Origin of the sequence: Peribacillus sp. NPDC097264 (genome assembly GCF_050277925.1) — a bacterium.
In the GTDB taxonomy this organism is placed as follows: Bacteria; Bacillota; Bacilli; order Bacillales; family DSM-1321; genus Peribacillus.
Window position 1 is genome coordinate 48,938 of the sequence record NZ_JBNNSR010000013.1, and the last position, 14,980, is coordinate 63,917.

Sequence of the window (14,980 nt, forward strand, 5' to 3'; positions counted from 1 at the left end):
AAATAATGCCTGATTGGTTACAGGTGGTGTTACGATCGCTATTTTTTTTGATCGTTCTTTTTTTAATTACGAAATGGTTAGGGAAAAAACAAATCTCCCAACTTTCATTTTTCGAATATGTCACGGGGATTACGATTGGAAACGTGGGGGCGGAGTTAGCCACAAAGGTAGAAGGAAATATTTTTCATGGAGTCCTCAGCATCCTCGTTTTCGCATTTGCTCCTTTCATAGCTGGCTTGATTTCATTGAAAAGTAAAATTTTCCGTGATTTGGTGGAAGGGAAAGCCACCGTGTTTATTAAAGATGGCAAGATCTTGGAGGACAATTTAAAAAAGGAAAAGTATACGACCGATGAATTATTATGGCTACTCAGAAGTAAGGACGTTTTTGATATATCCACGGTGGAGTTTGCCTTATTAGAGGCAAATGGTGTTTTTTCCGTATTATTAAAGAAAGAAAACCAACCACTCACACCAAAGGATATAAATATGAAGGTTGATTTAATCAAGGAGCCTCAAACGATCATCATGGATGGGGAAATCCTGGATGAACCACTCTCCGCCATTGGGCTGAATCGTAATTGGTTGAGTACGGAATTGGAGAAACTAGATGTACTCCTTGAAAATGTCTTTCTGGGGCAAGCAAAATCAAATGGAGAGTTAACGGTTGATTTATACGACGATAAAATTAAAGTCCCTTCTCCTCAAGAAAAGCCATTATTGCTTGCGACTTTAAAAAAGTGCCAAGCAGATTTAGAGGTATTTTCCCTCTCTACCGATTCAAAGGATGCCAGAGCAATGTATAGCAAAAATAGCGAAAAACTGCAACAAGCCATCGATGAGGTAGCCTTTCTATTGAAATAATAATTATTAATTTTTTATTCGCACTTCCATTATGGAAGTAATCACACCAATAATGATAATAGTCAGACATGAAAACAGAAAAATTTCTATTCCTAAGATGAATAAACCTGCTGATATGATTGCGGTATCAATGATGATAATGATTAAAGCAATATCCATGGAGGAGGATTTGGAGATGAATTTTGCCAACAAATCCGTTCCTCCACTGCTTGTTTCATATCTGAGCATAAGCCCTATCCCCACCCCGATAATTACCCCACCAACCAATGAACTGGTGAAAATAGAAACCGCAAATTCCCTTTTTAATGGGCTTAACCAATCCATGAAAAGAGAAGTCAATAGTAACCCATGGATGCTGCTATAGAAAAGGGAACGCTCATAACACCAGGCATATGTAAATAAAGGGATGCTAAGAACCAACATCGAAAGCCCTGTCTGAAAGTCAAAGAAGTAATGTAGAACGAGAGCGATCCCGATAATCCCACCATCTATCAAGTGATAAGGGACCAAGAATCCATTTATCCCAACACTAATCAAAAAGCTACCAACAATCACTGCCACTACTTTTTGAAAATTGATAAAACCACCTTGCTCCCTATTCGATATTCCTTAATATATGTCCAAATCTTAAGGACAAGAATGGGTAAATGAAAAAAAATCAAAAAGCAGGACCCTTATTGGATCCTGCTTCGGCATTCATTTTCTATTAAAGACAATTATTCACATTCACTTTAACTCTAATAACACAACATTTTCAACATGCGTAGTCATCGGGAACATATCAACAGGTTGGACATGAACAGCCTTATATCCGCCTTCTTCCAAAATATGAAGATCCCGGGCTAATGTTCCTGGGTTGCAAGATACATAAACGACTTTCTTCGGTTTCATCTCAATAATGGTATTTAGAAGCGTTTCTTCACAGCCCTTGCGCGGTGGGTCCATGACGATGACGTCAGCTGTATTACCTTTTTGATAGTATTCAGCAATCACGCTTCCTGCATCACCAACAACGAATTCGGCATTCGTAATCTCATTCAGTTCTGCATTGCGGCGTGCGTCTTCTATGGCTTCTTCCACCACTTCCACACCAATGACCTTTTTCGCTTTTTGTGCCAAGAATAAGGAAATGGTACCAATGCCACAATAGGCATCAATCACGGTTTCTTCTCCCGTTAATCCAGCATACTCCAGCGCCTTGTCATAAAGGACTTTCGTTTGGTCCGGGTTGATTTGGTAGAAGGATTTAGCCGAAATCGCAAATTTCACGTCGCCAATCATGTCATAGATTACTTCGTTACCCCAAAGCACGAACATTTTTTCTCCCAAAATGACATTCGTCTTCTTCGTATTCACGTTTTGAACGATTGATTTCACCTGTGGAAGTCGGTCAGTGATTTCCTTCACGATGGTTTCGATGAATGGGATACTCCTGGTCCGTGTAACAAGCACGATCATTAGCTCACCCGTTTGTTTAGCATAACGAGCCATGATGTGACGCAAAACACCTTTATGTGTTTGCTCATTGTAAGCGGGAATTCCCAGATGACTAAAGACTTCCTTCACAACCTGAACCGCTTCGCTAATCACTTCATTTTGAATGATGCTTTCTTTTGTTTCCACAATTTCATGTGTACGTGGTTTAAAGAACCCTGCAATCAGCTTGCCATCTTTCTCCCCGACAGGCACTTGCGCTTTATTACGGTAATGGGTAGGATCTTCCATCCCAATAACCGGATAAACCGTCGCATCCTCAAGTTTTCCAATGCGGGTCATCACGTCACGCACTTGTTTTTCCTTAAACTCCAATTGACCTTCATAACTCATATGTTGCAGTTGACAGCCACCATACTTGTTATAGTCTTCAGTAGGGATCTCCACGCGATATGGACTATTTTCGATAATTTCCATCAAACGTCCGAATCCATATCCTTTATTGGCCTTCAAGACTTTAATTTTTGCTTTTTCACCAGGTAGCGCGTTCTGAACGAAGATCGGATAGCCATCAACTTTAGCTACTCCAGCACCTTCGTGCGTTAAATCTTCGAATAAAACCTCTATAATATCATTCTTATTAACAGGTGTTGTTGTTTTCATATCATCTTCTCTTTTCTTTTTTAAGCTAACCTGTATTTTACCACAAACATAGCCTTGCCACAAAATGACTCACCAATTCACGCTATTCCTCATAAAAATATAGAAAAAGAATTCCTGATTAATTCATCGTTTTGTGCATAAAACGGCGCAGGATCGAGAAAAGTAAGGAAAAGTGAATGAGGTGAAGAAATGGGTTTATTCAGCTCCATATCAGACTGGAACTCAAACAGGCTAGAAAAACATCGAGCAAGCATGGAAGAAAAAGGCCTTTGTCCAGATTGTTACGGTCGGGGATACAGCTCTTTTGTACCGACGGAGTATCATTTTTCAGATATCCACGACTGTCCCGGCTGCAATGGTTCCGGCGCATATGCCGACTGGGCTGCCATGAATGGACAGCAAACATAGAAGGGTCAATCCTTACATCTGCAAGCCTGATCCCCAGTTTATACTGGGGTTTTTTCTAGTTCCTTGACCATATAGGCAAATTCCCCGTCACTCACTCTAATCATCTTCGTCTTTTTGTATCCTAATCGTTTATAAAGACGCCCTGCATCGGGATTAACATCTTCAACAATTAATGAAATACTTGGATATCCCTTCTCTACTCCGAACGCTTCCATTTGATGAATTAAAGATGTCCCAATACCTTTGCCGCGAAAATCGGGATCCACACTTATTGTATCCAAATAGAAGTCTTCCATCTCCGCTTCTTTGTCGATGTTAATGCTTGGGTCATTCTTTTTCCTTCTTAATCGTTCCGCTATCGGTTCATCCAAGGCCACGGCATCTTTTCCATGATAGGCGATGATCAATCCAGCCACTTGCCCATCCTGTTCATACACCAACGTATTTTCATAACTCATTCTGTTTCCCCTGCTTCTGAAAAAATCCCCAAGAACAGCAAGTATTTTTTCTTCCTTCGTTTCACCGGTAAGTGTTTCGGCTATTTCCTTGATGGCAAAACGTATTAATATTGCTGCCTTTTCTGCGTCTTCTTTAGTTGCTCTTCTGATAGTCACGTTCCTCAATCTCCTTACTAGAATAAAATGAAAAGGCCACTCAATGTGAAGTGACCTTTATTGATTATTTATTTTCCGGGTCATCCGCCAAAATGCCTTGTGGAATGAAAACATCGAAATGACGATACTGGTTAACGAATTCAGCTGGTGCCATACCACCGAATTCCCCATCTAGGTTGAGCATCATTTCTTTTTTTGATGTAATTTTGATTCTATTGGCTTTTACATAGATGACATTTCTATCATGGATATGTTCTCCGCGCATGGCCAACGTAACAATGCGTACGATATCTGCAAGATTTGCCTTTTTCAATATTAGCAGCGTGAACATCCCATCATTGAGCGATGCATCTGGTGCCAATTTTTCAAAACCGCCGACAGAGTTCGTGTTAGCTACTAAAAACAACATGATTTCGCCTTCAAAAAGCTTTCCATCATATTCTATCGAGACTTCCGTCGGTTTGATGGAAGGCAACATCTCGATTCCTTTAATATAGTAGGCCAGCTGTCCCAGCATTGTTTTGAGCTTGATTGGTACATCGTAAGTTAATTCGGTCAATCGTCCTCCGCCTGCAATATTGATGAAGTACTTCTCATTCATCTTTCCAATATCGATCGGCATCGTATGCCCATTGGCAATGATATCGGCTGCACCCTCAATGGATTTCGGTAAATGCAATGCCCGTGCAAAATCATTCGTCGTTCCCGTCGGAATGATTCCTAATTTCGGGCGTTTTTCTGCATCGGCAAGCCCGTTTACCACCTCATAGATTGTACCATCTCCGCCCGCTGCGATAACGATATCATATCCGCGTTCGATGGCAATTTTGGCAGCGTTCGTTGCATCACCAGCACCGGTAGTTGCATGTGTCGAAGCCTCGTATCCAGCTGCCTCTAGCTTGGCGAGCACTGCTGGTAAACTTTTCTTGATGGCTTCCCGTCCTGATGTCGGGTTATAAATTAACCTCGCTCTTTTCATTTCCCATCATCCTTATACGTATTGATTCCATAAGTTACATAATAATCCTTCACTTCACGAAAAGCAATTTCCCTCAAAAAAAAGGACCGTAAGCTGGCCCATCCTTATTTATTCATATCTGCTATCTTATCAGAGAAATTATATAGCTTTTTATGAATTTATTCTAGTATCTAGTCTTAATTAATGATACCGAACGTTCACGTTATAAGAATCTGAAATCGTCAAGGTATGACGTCCTTTGCCAAATTTCAACGTACCATTCTTTACGTCGCTATCTTCATCATCTTCCGTCTTCACGCTGACAGATTTCCAGCTATCTTTTGGCCCTTCCAGCTCTTCGACTCCAAATGCCTGTATCGTTATATCGCTTTTTTCCTGTAGATAGACAGTAAGAGAACCTGCATCATCTACATTCCAATCGTTAACTAGTTCTCTCGGCTTTAAAGTGAGGTCTGTGTCTTTTCCCTCGACTTCCAAAGCCAGGTCGGCAGGTATGATGAGCGTTGCTTCAAGGTTCATCCTATCTCCACCCAGCAGTCCATTTTGAACGGGGAGATCTTTCAAACTGATATAAAGTGTATCGCCTTTCCTTTCCACCATTAGATAGTCTTCAGCCTCTTTTAATAGTGACTCACTATCTTCCATTACACGTTCATCGTACGTGCCAAAAATGGAAACATTCTCATTGCTCCCTCCTTCAACCGTTAGAGGGTAGTATCCCGGATCCAATACGACCCGCTGAATTTCTTTCCCGGCTTTTTCATTGAAGCCAGGCAAATCGACGGTTTTTTCCTCGCTTTTCACCGCTGCCGTCACCTGTTCCATCACGCCGCTTGATGTTAGCAAAAGTAAAGCAATGCCCATCATTCCAAGCAGTCCCACAAAAATGATACTAATAAAATCATATTTCACGAAAGAACTCTCTTTCCTTGAAAAATAGATATAAAAGAGGATCTCGCCTCCTAAAATGATGAAAAGAAGCGGCCACCAGGATAAAAGGATCATCGTCAAACTCATATCTGAAATCTGGGAGAGCAACAAAAGTACGCCTAACCCAATTAGGGCCACTCCCATTGACACCGTCCCAACTCTCCATGTTCTCATTTTGTTTCCCCCCTAACTTTCTCTTTCTTACTTCCAGACAGCAATTTGATTCCGCCGCCTATTAATAGGACACATACAATCCCTTTTTGAAAATAATCCCTAAACCAATACTCAAAGTTATCACCTAGCCATTGCTGTAAATATGGGACTGCTGCGGGTACTATGATATTGCTCGCGAAGAAATAAACGCCTATAGCCACCAAACCATAGCCGAACCACTTTTGTTGATGGGCAATGCCTGTAATGATTGGCGTGTCCACCAGTGGTCCTTCATCCATTTTGGATGCTTTTTGCAAGCCATCAAAAAAGCTATAAAACCAGATGATTGGAATGAGAAAGAAGAAAAACCCCAATCGAAGTAAATCCAGGATATAGATGGCGAATAAGAAACCTGCCATTAATTGGATTCCGCGTTTTTGTAAGCCTAAATATAAGTGGCCTGCACCTGGGAACACGGAGAATAATGTGGCAACCGATTTACTCTTCTTGCCGGATTCCCTTCTCTCTTCCAAATCTTCTAAAACCGACCGGTCAACCAGCTCTTCCCCTTTTTGCTTTTTGTTCAGCTGTTGGATGCCATCAAAAAAGCTGTACACCCAAATCACCGGTAAAAGGGCCATGAATATTAACAAGCCATCTATATGGGTCATTGCCGTTATGAAAATCACCATAACGCCGAGCCCCAGGAACCCAATCAAAAACGTGAGCCCGCGATTCATGAGACCGAGCTGAAAATGGCCCAGGCCCGGTACGAATGACAAGACGATCACATAGAACCTTTCGGCCTCAGGCTGAACCATGCTACTGCCTTCCGAGCCTGATTTATTGTTTGCCCCTCTTAAAGAAGTAACCACCAAATCAAAAATGCTGATGAGGTACACGAAGACTCCCAAAATCGAAATAGCAAGGAAACCATCATCTTGACTAACTACGGCTAGTAGGATCCCTATAGCCCCTAATCCTACCGTAGCCAAAAAATAAAATAGCCCTTTGAAGATCCTGCCCAAGTAGAAATGGCCGGCCCCGGGAAAAAACGACAATATAAAGGCTAACACCGGACTTTTATTCATTTTTAAACCCCTCCTTATTTTTCTTTTCGATATCATCCATCCAGTTAAATGTTTTATCAATCAGTCCGTCTGTTACCGGCGGCGTTTCTTTTATAGCCCCAGACTCCACGTTATCGACGTATTTAGTCAAAGAGTGAAAGGCTCCACTCGCCATCAGTAACACAGTAAAGCCTGCCGCAATCAAATAGTGTTTTGTAATGGTCCTCATTGAACGGGTGTTCTTTGTTTCATCCTCTGCGGATGGCACGGTTTTGAGTGCTGCAATCGTGTTCATCACGCTATCCGCGATATCCAGTTCCTCGTTAGGCCGAACACTTTCCTCTCTTTCTAGCGCTTCCATATAATGCGTTAAACAATCGTCACAGGAGTACAGATGATTTTCATATTCTACTTTTAGAGCATCCGGGATTTCATCTGCGATATACGCAGTCCACTCTGTTACAGAAACATGTTTCATGAAAAATCCTCCTCTTTCCAATGTTTTTTCATCCAATTTCTTGCCCGGTACAGCTTTACTTCAACCGATTTCACTTGGATTTGCTGTTCATCGGCAATTTGTTGATAGGTTTTTTCCTTTATGTAAAAGTCGTGCACCACTTCACGGTATCCAGCTGGAAGGTCATCAAGTTTTTGTAGCACCAGTTTTCTTCTTTCATTCTGGAAGAATAGTGCCTCAACATCTTCGGATAAACCTAGATGCCCCTCTGATGGCTGTTCCTCATGCGATACTTCCTTTTTCCGGTCTCGTTTCCTCTTCAAGTCTATCGCATGATTGACGGCTATTCGCGTCATCCACGTTTTGAACCCTTGATTTTGATATTGGGGAAGAGAAGTGTAGATTTTGATGAAGACTTCCTGTGTGGCATCTTCAGCATCCTTTTGATTGTGCAGGACGGAATAAACCGTCCTGAAAACCGATTCTTTATACGTTTCAATCAAAATGCGGAAAGCATGATCATTCCCACTTCTTACCTTCTCCACTAACGCATCTGTCACTTCTCTCCCCCCTTTCATTTAAGCTTTCATGTTATAGACGAGACAAAAAGGAGTTATCCCTACAGATAACTCCTAAATAAATTTTTTACTGCATGTACTATTCTCCATGAGAAAACCGTACCACCCGGAAGTGATACGGCCATCGATTAGCGTTTATTGATTTCTTCAATCAAGATTTTATTTACAAGTTGTGGATTGGCTTGTCCTTTTGTCGCTTTCATGATTTGTCCGACAAGGAATCCAATAGCTTTTTGTTTACCCGCTTTAAAGTCTTCAATCGATTGAGGGTTATTATTCAAGGCTTCCTCAACAGCCGTCTTTAACGCACCTTCGTCAGAAATCTGGACAAGTCCTTTTTCCTTAACGATAGCTTCAGCGTCACCGCCGTTTTCAATCAATTCCTTGAATACCTTTTTCGCGATTTTAGAAGAAATTGTGCCATCTTTGATAAGTTTGATCATGCCTGCCAATGACTCGGCAGTCAATGCCACATCGTGAAGTTCTTTTCCTTCAGCATTCAAGAATGCAGAAACTTCACCCATGATCCAGTTTGACGCCAGTTTTGCATCCGCACCTGCCGCAACCGATGCTTCAAAGAAATCGGCCATTTCTTTTGTTACGGTAAGAACAGCCGCATCATACTCCGGTAAGCCAAACTCTTCAGCATACCGCTTTTTCCGTGCATCCGGCAGTTCAGGAATTTCCGCAGCAATACGTGCTTTCCATTCCTCATCGATATGGATCGTCAATAAGTCCGGTTCCGGGAAGTAACGATAATCATCAGAACCCTCTTTGACACGCATCAGAACCGTTCTGCCAGTAGCCTCATCGAAACGGCGTGTTTCTTGTTCAATGACGCCACCTTCATTCAATATTTCGGCTTGGCGGATTTCTTCATGCTCAAGTCCTTTACGAACGAAGTTGAACGAGTTCAAGTTCTTCAGTTCCGTTTTCGTACCGAATTCCTTTTGACCAACCGGTTTCAAGGAGATGTTGGCGTCACAACGAAGTGAGCCTTCTTCCATTTTACAATCACTGACACCCGTGTATTGAATGATGGATTTCAACTTTTCAAGATAGGCATAGGCCTCTTCTGGAGACGTGATATCCGGCTCGGATACGATTTCAACAAGTGGCGTACCTTGGCGGTTATAGTCACATAGAGAATGATTGCCTTTATGTGTAAGTTTCCCTGCATCTTCTTCCATATGGATACGGGTAATGCCGATTTTCTTTTTCTTTCCGCCGACTTCGATTTCAATCCATCCATGTTCCCCGATTGGTTGATCAAATTGTGAAATTTGATAGGCTTTCGGATTATCTGGATAAAAATAATTTTTACGGTCGAATTTCGTAATCTCTGCTACTTCACAATTCAGCGCAATGGCTGCCTTCATTGCAAAATCAACAGCCTTTTTATTGACGACTGGCAGCACCCCAGGATAACCAAGATCAATGACAGTCGTATTGCTATTTGGAGAGGCACCGAAATGATTCGGGCTGCTTGAGAAGATTTTTGAATCTGTCTTTAATTCTACGTGTACTTCTAGACCAATTACCGTTTCAAAGTCCATTTATTTCACCCCTTACAGCTTAGGAAATTGTTTATGAAAATCTGTTGCTTGCTCAAAAGCGTGAGCTGCGCGATAAATCGTGCTTTCATCAAAATGCTTCCCGATCATTTGTAGACCAAGTGGAAGACCATTAGCCGCGAATCCGCATGGTACCGAAATGCCTGGTACACCCGCAAGATTGACTGGAATCGTCAAAATATCATTCGCATACATCGTTAATGGATCGTTGATATTCTCACCGACTTTGAATGCTGGTGTAGGCGTCGTTGGTCCCACGATGACATCATATTTTTCGAATACATCTTCAAAGTCTTTTTTGATTAATGTACGGACTTTTTGAGCTTTTTTATAATAAGCATCATAATAGCCAGAGCTTAAGGAGAACGTTCCGAGCATGATACGGCGTTTTACTTCTTCACCGAATCCTTCCGCACGTGTTTGCTTGTACATCTCGATTAGTGTTTCGGCGTTATCCGTACGATGACCGTAACGAACTCCGTCAAAGCGAGAAAGGTTGGCAGACGCTTCAGATGAAGAAAGCAGGTAGTAGGCCGCTAGAGCGTATTTGGAATGCGGCAATGATACCTCTTCCCATTCTGCTCCAAGTCCTTCTAATACTTTTAGAGCTTCAAGCACGGAATTACGTGCCTCTTCCCCAACGCCTTCACCAAGGTATTCCTTTGGCACAGCAATTTTCAATCCTTTAACATCGCCTGTTAATGAGTTCACAAAACTTGGCACATCCACGTTAGCCGATGTGGAATCCATTGGATCGACACCAGAAATCGCTTCAAGCAAATATGCATTATCTTCAACCGTTCTCGTAATCGGACCAATTTGGTCTAATGAAGAAGCAAATGCCACAAGTCCAAAACGGGATACCCGTCCATATGTAGGTTTTAAGCCAACGACTCCGCAATAAGCAGCCGGTTGGCGAATCGAACCACCTGTATCCGAACCTAATGAGAACAGGACTTCACCAGCAGCGACAGAGGCAGCTGAACCGCCTGAAGACCCACCTGGTACATAATCCGTATTCCATGGATTGCGTGTCGCCTTATAGGCTGAGTTCTCATTTGAAGATCCCATCGCGAATTCATCCATGTTCAACTTACCAATCGTCACTGTTTCAGCACTTTGTAATTTTTGAACGGCAGTGGCATCATATATTGGATTGAAGTTCTCCAATATTTTACTTGCACATGTAGTCCGTAAATCTTTTGTGACAATATTATCTTTTACACCAATCGGCATACCGAACAAGACGCCTTGACTCTCGCCTTTAGCTAATTGGTCATCCATTTTTTTTGCTTGGTTGCGGGCGTTTTCTTCATCTAATGTTAAAAATGCCTGTACCTTGTCTTCTACCTGTCCGATCCGTTCATACGATTCGTTAACAAGATCAGTAACACTGATTTCTTTATTATGTAAACGTTCATGAAGCTCGGAAACCTTTTGTTCGAACAACGACATCATTGTCCCTCCTTATTCCATTATAGATGGTACGCGGATATAACCATCTTTGCTATCTGGTGCATTCTTGACTACTTCTTCCACCGGTAGTCCTGGTTTCGCTACATCTTCACGCATTACATTTTTCATATCCAAAACGTGAGAAGTCGGTTTTACCTGGTCTGTATCAAGTTCATTCAACTGTTCAGCAAATGAAATCATTTGATCAAGCTGATGTTGGAATTTTTCTGCTTCTTCTTCCGTAATTGCCAAACGTGCCAAATGGGCAACGTGCTTAACTTGGTCCATAGTTATACGTGACATTCTCTTCACCTCCAAAATATCCAAAGCCACTGAATCTAGTCGCTTTTCTCCAGAAAATCATCGTTTAAATCATATCAAACTATTACACAGTAAAGCAACAAGAGTTGCAATGTCGAATTTCAAAATTTTCAAAGGAAAAAGAAGTATTTTCCGGGAAATATGAGAATGCTGTCGGAAATTTCCTGGCGGAATCCTAAGATACCTCGTAACTCTCCAAAACCCCTTACTAATCATGAAAGAAGATGGAGCCATATCAGGCTCCATCTCCTCCTTTTCCTTTATTCGTATATATGCACAGTCGGTTCATCTTGATTTGCCTGACGGACGATGAGTGCTTCTGGTCCGTTGACCGAAGTGATTGATACTTGCACGGAAATATACTTTGGAAAACGTTCCATCACGAGACCCGCTACATATTGAGTGAAGCCGATAGCTTCGGAATTCCCATAGAATTGAATGGGTATGTCGATGTTCAACTTCTGTAATTGGTTGTCCATATAAAAGGCCCGGCCTATTACGCCATTGAAGTTAGGGAAATACTCTTCGACATCCTCTTTGAAATTGGTGAAGGTGTTGATGTCGTCCCTATATTTTTTTTCTGCTTTTGTCGAAGGGAATAGGTAGTATTTTTCATCTACACTGTTCCATTTCTTGATTTCATTAGAGCTCTTTTCGATATTCGTATAGGATATGAAATTCCCAGGGACGACGGAAGATTTCTCGTTCTGTTCGAAAAGGGCAATCGTAATCGGCACATTCTTTAATTTTTCCGTTTTACGTAATCGTTTCAGGACTTCTTCCGCGATTTGTTCTCCTTCTCTTTTCAGTTCCTTACTATCTATTTTGGTTTCATACGTGGCACCATATGCTTCTTTTTGATAATAATGAACCGAATTCAAGGCAAGGCCGATGACGACACCGCCAAGGCTGACTTTATTATCTTCCGTTTTCGTCAAGTAATTATGTTCCAGAATATGAGCTAGATAGATTGGGTTTTCTTCATTCCGTTTATCAATGTCACCCTTACCTGTATCTACAGGGTTCAAGCCTAGATTCTCACTGGCTTTCAAGTCTTTTTCTTTCAACTGGCTTTTTGTGTATTTTCTGTTCAGCCAAGATGAAATCGTCGAACTGTCAAGCATTTGTCCTTCTTGGAACAAATAATCGTCTGGATTAAACTGATTTTGCGCCAATCGCATAAGTCCGTTTTCAAATTCTTCTATATCGTATCGAGTGTTTAAATTCGATACAACCAAACCGCGGGCCTTGGATGGCTCAAATGGAAGAATCGTTTGATAATATTCATCCGAAATTTTGTATTTCGGAATGATTGCTGTCTCCTCTTTGTCCTTGGAATCTTTCACTACCTCTTGCTCATCATCGAAACTTGGTGCACAACCAGCAAGCAATAGGATAAGAAGCATTCCCAAAATGGAGTGTTTCCTCATAGCCTACACCTCTTATTTAGTAAATTCCTCGATTAGTCTCTCTTCATCCCACACTAGGACACCTAAGCTCTCTGCCTTTTCAAGCTTTGATCCAGCATCTTCGCCTGCCACAACCAAATCAGTCTTCTTGCTGACACTTCCAGCGACGTTGGCACCTAGTGCTTCTAATTTCTCTTTTGCTTCATTGCGTGTAAGCTGATGTAGTTTCCCGGTCAAAACAACCGTTTTCCCTGCAAATATAGAATCGATTTCTTCCACTGGAATGGCTCTAGCCCCTTTATAGGCCAGATTCACACCCGCTGATTTCAACTCCTCTAGCAACGCATGAACTTCTTCTTGCTCAAAATACGCAACGATTGAATCGGCCATTTTTTCACCGATTTCGTTGATTCCCGTTAATTGTTCGCGGCTTGCCTTGCTCAGGGCATCCATGGTGCCGAACTCCCGTGCTAGCGTCTTCGCGGCTTTCGAACCGACATGTCGGATACCAAGACCGAATAACAACTTTTCAAGTGAATTGCTTTTAGATGCCTCTATCGCTTGAAGCAACTTATTGACGGATTTTTCCCCCATCCGTTCCAATTCAATGACTTGATCATACGTAAGTTTATATATATCGGCTACATCGTGTATCAGTTCTTCCTTGAAAAGCTGGCTGATGACCTTTTCACCCATACTTTCGATATTCATGGCAGTACGTGATACAAAGTGAATTAACCCTTCACGAATCTGAGCGGGACATTTAGGGTTGATGCAACGCAGGGCCACTTCCCCTTCAAGTCTCACAAGCTCACTTTCACATTCAGGGCATTCAGTCGGCATCTGGAATTCTACTTCTTCACCTGTACGGCGTTCCACTAGTACATTGACGACCTCTGGTATAATATCGCCTGCCTTTTTTACGACCACTTGGTCTCCAATCCGAATATCTTTCTCCCGGATTAAATCTTCATTATGTAGTGAAGCCCGTTGAACGGTAGAGCCCGCGACTCTGACAGGATCCAATACAGCCGTTGGCGTCAAAACACCCGTACGACCAACATTCAGTTCAATGGACCTTAGCGTCGTGACCACTTCTTCTGCCGGGAACTTGTAGGCGATTGCCCATCTTGGGCTTTTGGCCGTGAATCCCAATTCATCCTGTTGTTCAAGTGAATCGACTTTTACGACAATCCCATCGATATCATACGCCAAGTTTGGACGCTGTTCTGTCCAATTTTCGATATAGGCGAGTACCTCATCTATATTCGAACAGGTCTTTCGTTCTTTATTCGTCTTAAATCCTAGTTCGTCCAGTAAATCGAGCGCTTCACCATGGGAACCAACCCCAGTTTCTCCTAAATCGGAAATGGCGTAAAGAAAAATGTCCAGATTCCGCTTTGCCGCAAGCTTGGGATCAAGCTGCCTTAAAGAACCAGCTGCTGCATTACGAGGATTCGCAAACGGTTCTTCCCCACGTTCTTCTTTCGCCGCATTCAACCCTTCAAAGGATCTCTTCGGCATGAATGCCTCTCCACGGACTTCGATTCCGATTGGTTTCCTGATCTTCAATGGAATGGATTTGATTGTTTTCAGGTTCTCGGTGATATCTTCACCAATGGTTCCATCCCCCCGGGTCGCCCCTTTTATGAAGTAACCATTTTCATATTGAAGAGTGACGGCCAATCCATCGATTTTCAACTCACATACATAGGAATAATTCTCCCCAACGGCCTGACGGACCTTTCTATCAAAATCACGTAGATCATCTTCATTGAAGGCATTGCCCAGGCTAAGCATGGGTGTTGTGTGCTCCACTTTTTCAAACATATCCAGGATGGCCCCGCCCACACGCTGCGTTGGAGAATCAGGAGTCTTCAACTCGGGGAATTTTTCCTCAAGCTCGATGAGATCGCGTAAAAGTCGGTCATATTCGGCATCCGGCACAGAAGGTTGATCCAGCACATAGTATTCATAACTGTATTGATTTAATAGTGTTTGTAATTCAAGGACACTTTTCTTTGCAGCTTGTATATCCATACATTCAATCCTTTCTAAAGAAACCCGGTCGC

At 42.2% G+C, this 14,980-nt stretch carries 14 protein-coding genes; 1 reads left to right on the forward strand and 13 read right to left on the reverse strand.

Annotation, left to right across the window (positions count from 1 at the left end; all coding sequences use genetic code 11):
• Positions 1–5: 5 nt before the first annotated feature.
• On the forward strand, positions 6–863 hold the full coding sequence (locus tag ACQKL0_RS18040) for a DUF421 domain-containing protein (protein WP_427688950.1): 858 nt from the start codon (positions 6–8) through the stop codon (positions 861–863).
• Between the two features lie 6 nt (positions 864–869).
• On the opposite strand, the gene ACQKL0_RS18045 is transcribed toward ACQKL0_RS18040, so the two are convergent.
• From ACQKL0_RS18045 to ligA, 13 genes are all read right to left on the reverse strand, one after another.
• The gene (locus ACQKL0_RS18045) at positions 870–1,418 is read right to left on the reverse strand and encodes a YitT family protein (protein ID WP_427688952.1); all 549 of its coding nucleotides are present in this window, start codon (positions 1,416–1,418) and stop codon (positions 870–872) included.
• Positions 1,419–1,589: 171 nt separating this feature from the next.
• Positions 1,590–2,960, reverse strand: a complete 1,371-nt coding sequence (gene rlmD / locus ACQKL0_RS18050) for a 23S rRNA (uracil(1939)-C(5))-methyltransferase RlmD (RefSeq protein ID WP_402872214.1) — start codon at positions 2,958–2,960, stop codon at positions 1,590–1,592.
• A gap of 446 nt (positions 2,961–3,406) precedes the next feature.
• Complete coding sequence (locus tag ACQKL0_RS18055) at positions 3,407–3,982, reverse strand: GNAT family N-acetyltransferase (protein ID WP_427688953.1); 576 nt, start codon at positions 3,980–3,982, stop codon at positions 3,407–3,409.
• Between the two features lie 64 nt (positions 3,983–4,046).
• Positions 4,047–4,961 carry a diacylglycerol kinase gene (locus tag ACQKL0_RS18060; RefSeq protein ID WP_402872220.1) on the reverse strand — a complete coding sequence of 305 codons (915 nt, stop codon included), beginning with the start codon at positions 4,959–4,961 and terminating at the stop codon, positions 4,047–4,049.
• 180 nt (positions 4,962–5,141) lie between these two features.
• Complete coding sequence (locus ACQKL0_RS18065; protein WP_427688954.1) at positions 5,142–6,065, reverse strand: LiaF transmembrane domain-containing protein; 924 nt, start codon at positions 6,063–6,065, stop codon at positions 5,142–5,144.
• The gene (locus ACQKL0_RS18070) at positions 6,062–7,135 is read right to left on the reverse strand and encodes an NINE protein (RefSeq protein WP_427688956.1); all 1,074 of its coding nucleotides are present in this window, start codon (positions 7,133–7,135) and stop codon (positions 6,062–6,064) included. Before ACQKL0_RS18070 ends, ACQKL0_RS18065 begins: the two co-directional genes overlap by 4 nt.
• A complete protein-coding gene (locus tag ACQKL0_RS18075; RefSeq protein WP_402872228.1) occupies positions 7,128–7,592 on the reverse strand; it encodes a hypothetical protein in 465 nt (154 codons plus the stop codon). The genes ACQKL0_RS18070 and ACQKL0_RS18075 overlap by 8 nt, the downstream gene beginning before the upstream one ends.
• Positions 7,589–8,131 carry an RNA polymerase sigma factor gene (locus tag ACQKL0_RS18080; protein ID WP_427688958.1) on the reverse strand — a complete coding sequence of 181 codons (543 nt, stop codon included), beginning with the start codon at positions 8,129–8,131 and terminating at the stop codon, positions 7,589–7,591. Before ACQKL0_RS18080 ends, ACQKL0_RS18075 begins: the two co-directional genes overlap by 4 nt.
• Before the next feature lie 146 nt (positions 8,132–8,277).
• On the reverse strand, positions 8,278–9,705 hold the full coding sequence (gene gatB, locus ACQKL0_RS18085; protein ID WP_427688960.1) for an Asp-tRNA(Asn)/Glu-tRNA(Gln) amidotransferase subunit GatB: 1,428 nt from the start codon (positions 9,703–9,705) through the stop codon (positions 8,278–8,280).
• 12 nt (positions 9,706–9,717) lie between these two features.
• The gene (gene gatA, locus ACQKL0_RS18090; protein ID WP_427688962.1) at positions 9,718–11,178 is read right to left on the reverse strand and encodes an Asp-tRNA(Asn)/Glu-tRNA(Gln) amidotransferase subunit GatA; all 1,461 of its coding nucleotides are present in this window, start codon (positions 11,176–11,178) and stop codon (positions 9,718–9,720) included.
• A gap of 12 nt (positions 11,179–11,190) precedes the next feature.
• On the reverse strand, positions 11,191–11,481 hold the full coding sequence (gene gatC, locus ACQKL0_RS18095; RefSeq protein ID WP_402872241.1) for an Asp-tRNA(Asn)/Glu-tRNA(Gln) amidotransferase subunit GatC: 291 nt from the start codon (positions 11,479–11,481) through the stop codon (positions 11,191–11,193).
• 278 nt (positions 11,482–11,759) lie between these two features.
• On the reverse strand, positions 11,760–12,929 hold the full coding sequence (locus ACQKL0_RS18100; protein ID WP_427688964.1) for a CamS family sex pheromone protein: 1,170 nt from the start codon (positions 12,927–12,929) through the stop codon (positions 11,760–11,762).
• Positions 12,930–12,941: 12 nt separating this feature from the next.
• Positions 12,942–14,948, reverse strand: a complete 2,007-nt coding sequence (gene ligA, locus ACQKL0_RS18105; RefSeq protein ID WP_427688966.1) for an NAD-dependent DNA ligase LigA — start codon at positions 14,946–14,948, stop codon at positions 12,942–12,944.
• Positions 14,949–14,980 lie beyond the last annotated feature (32 nt).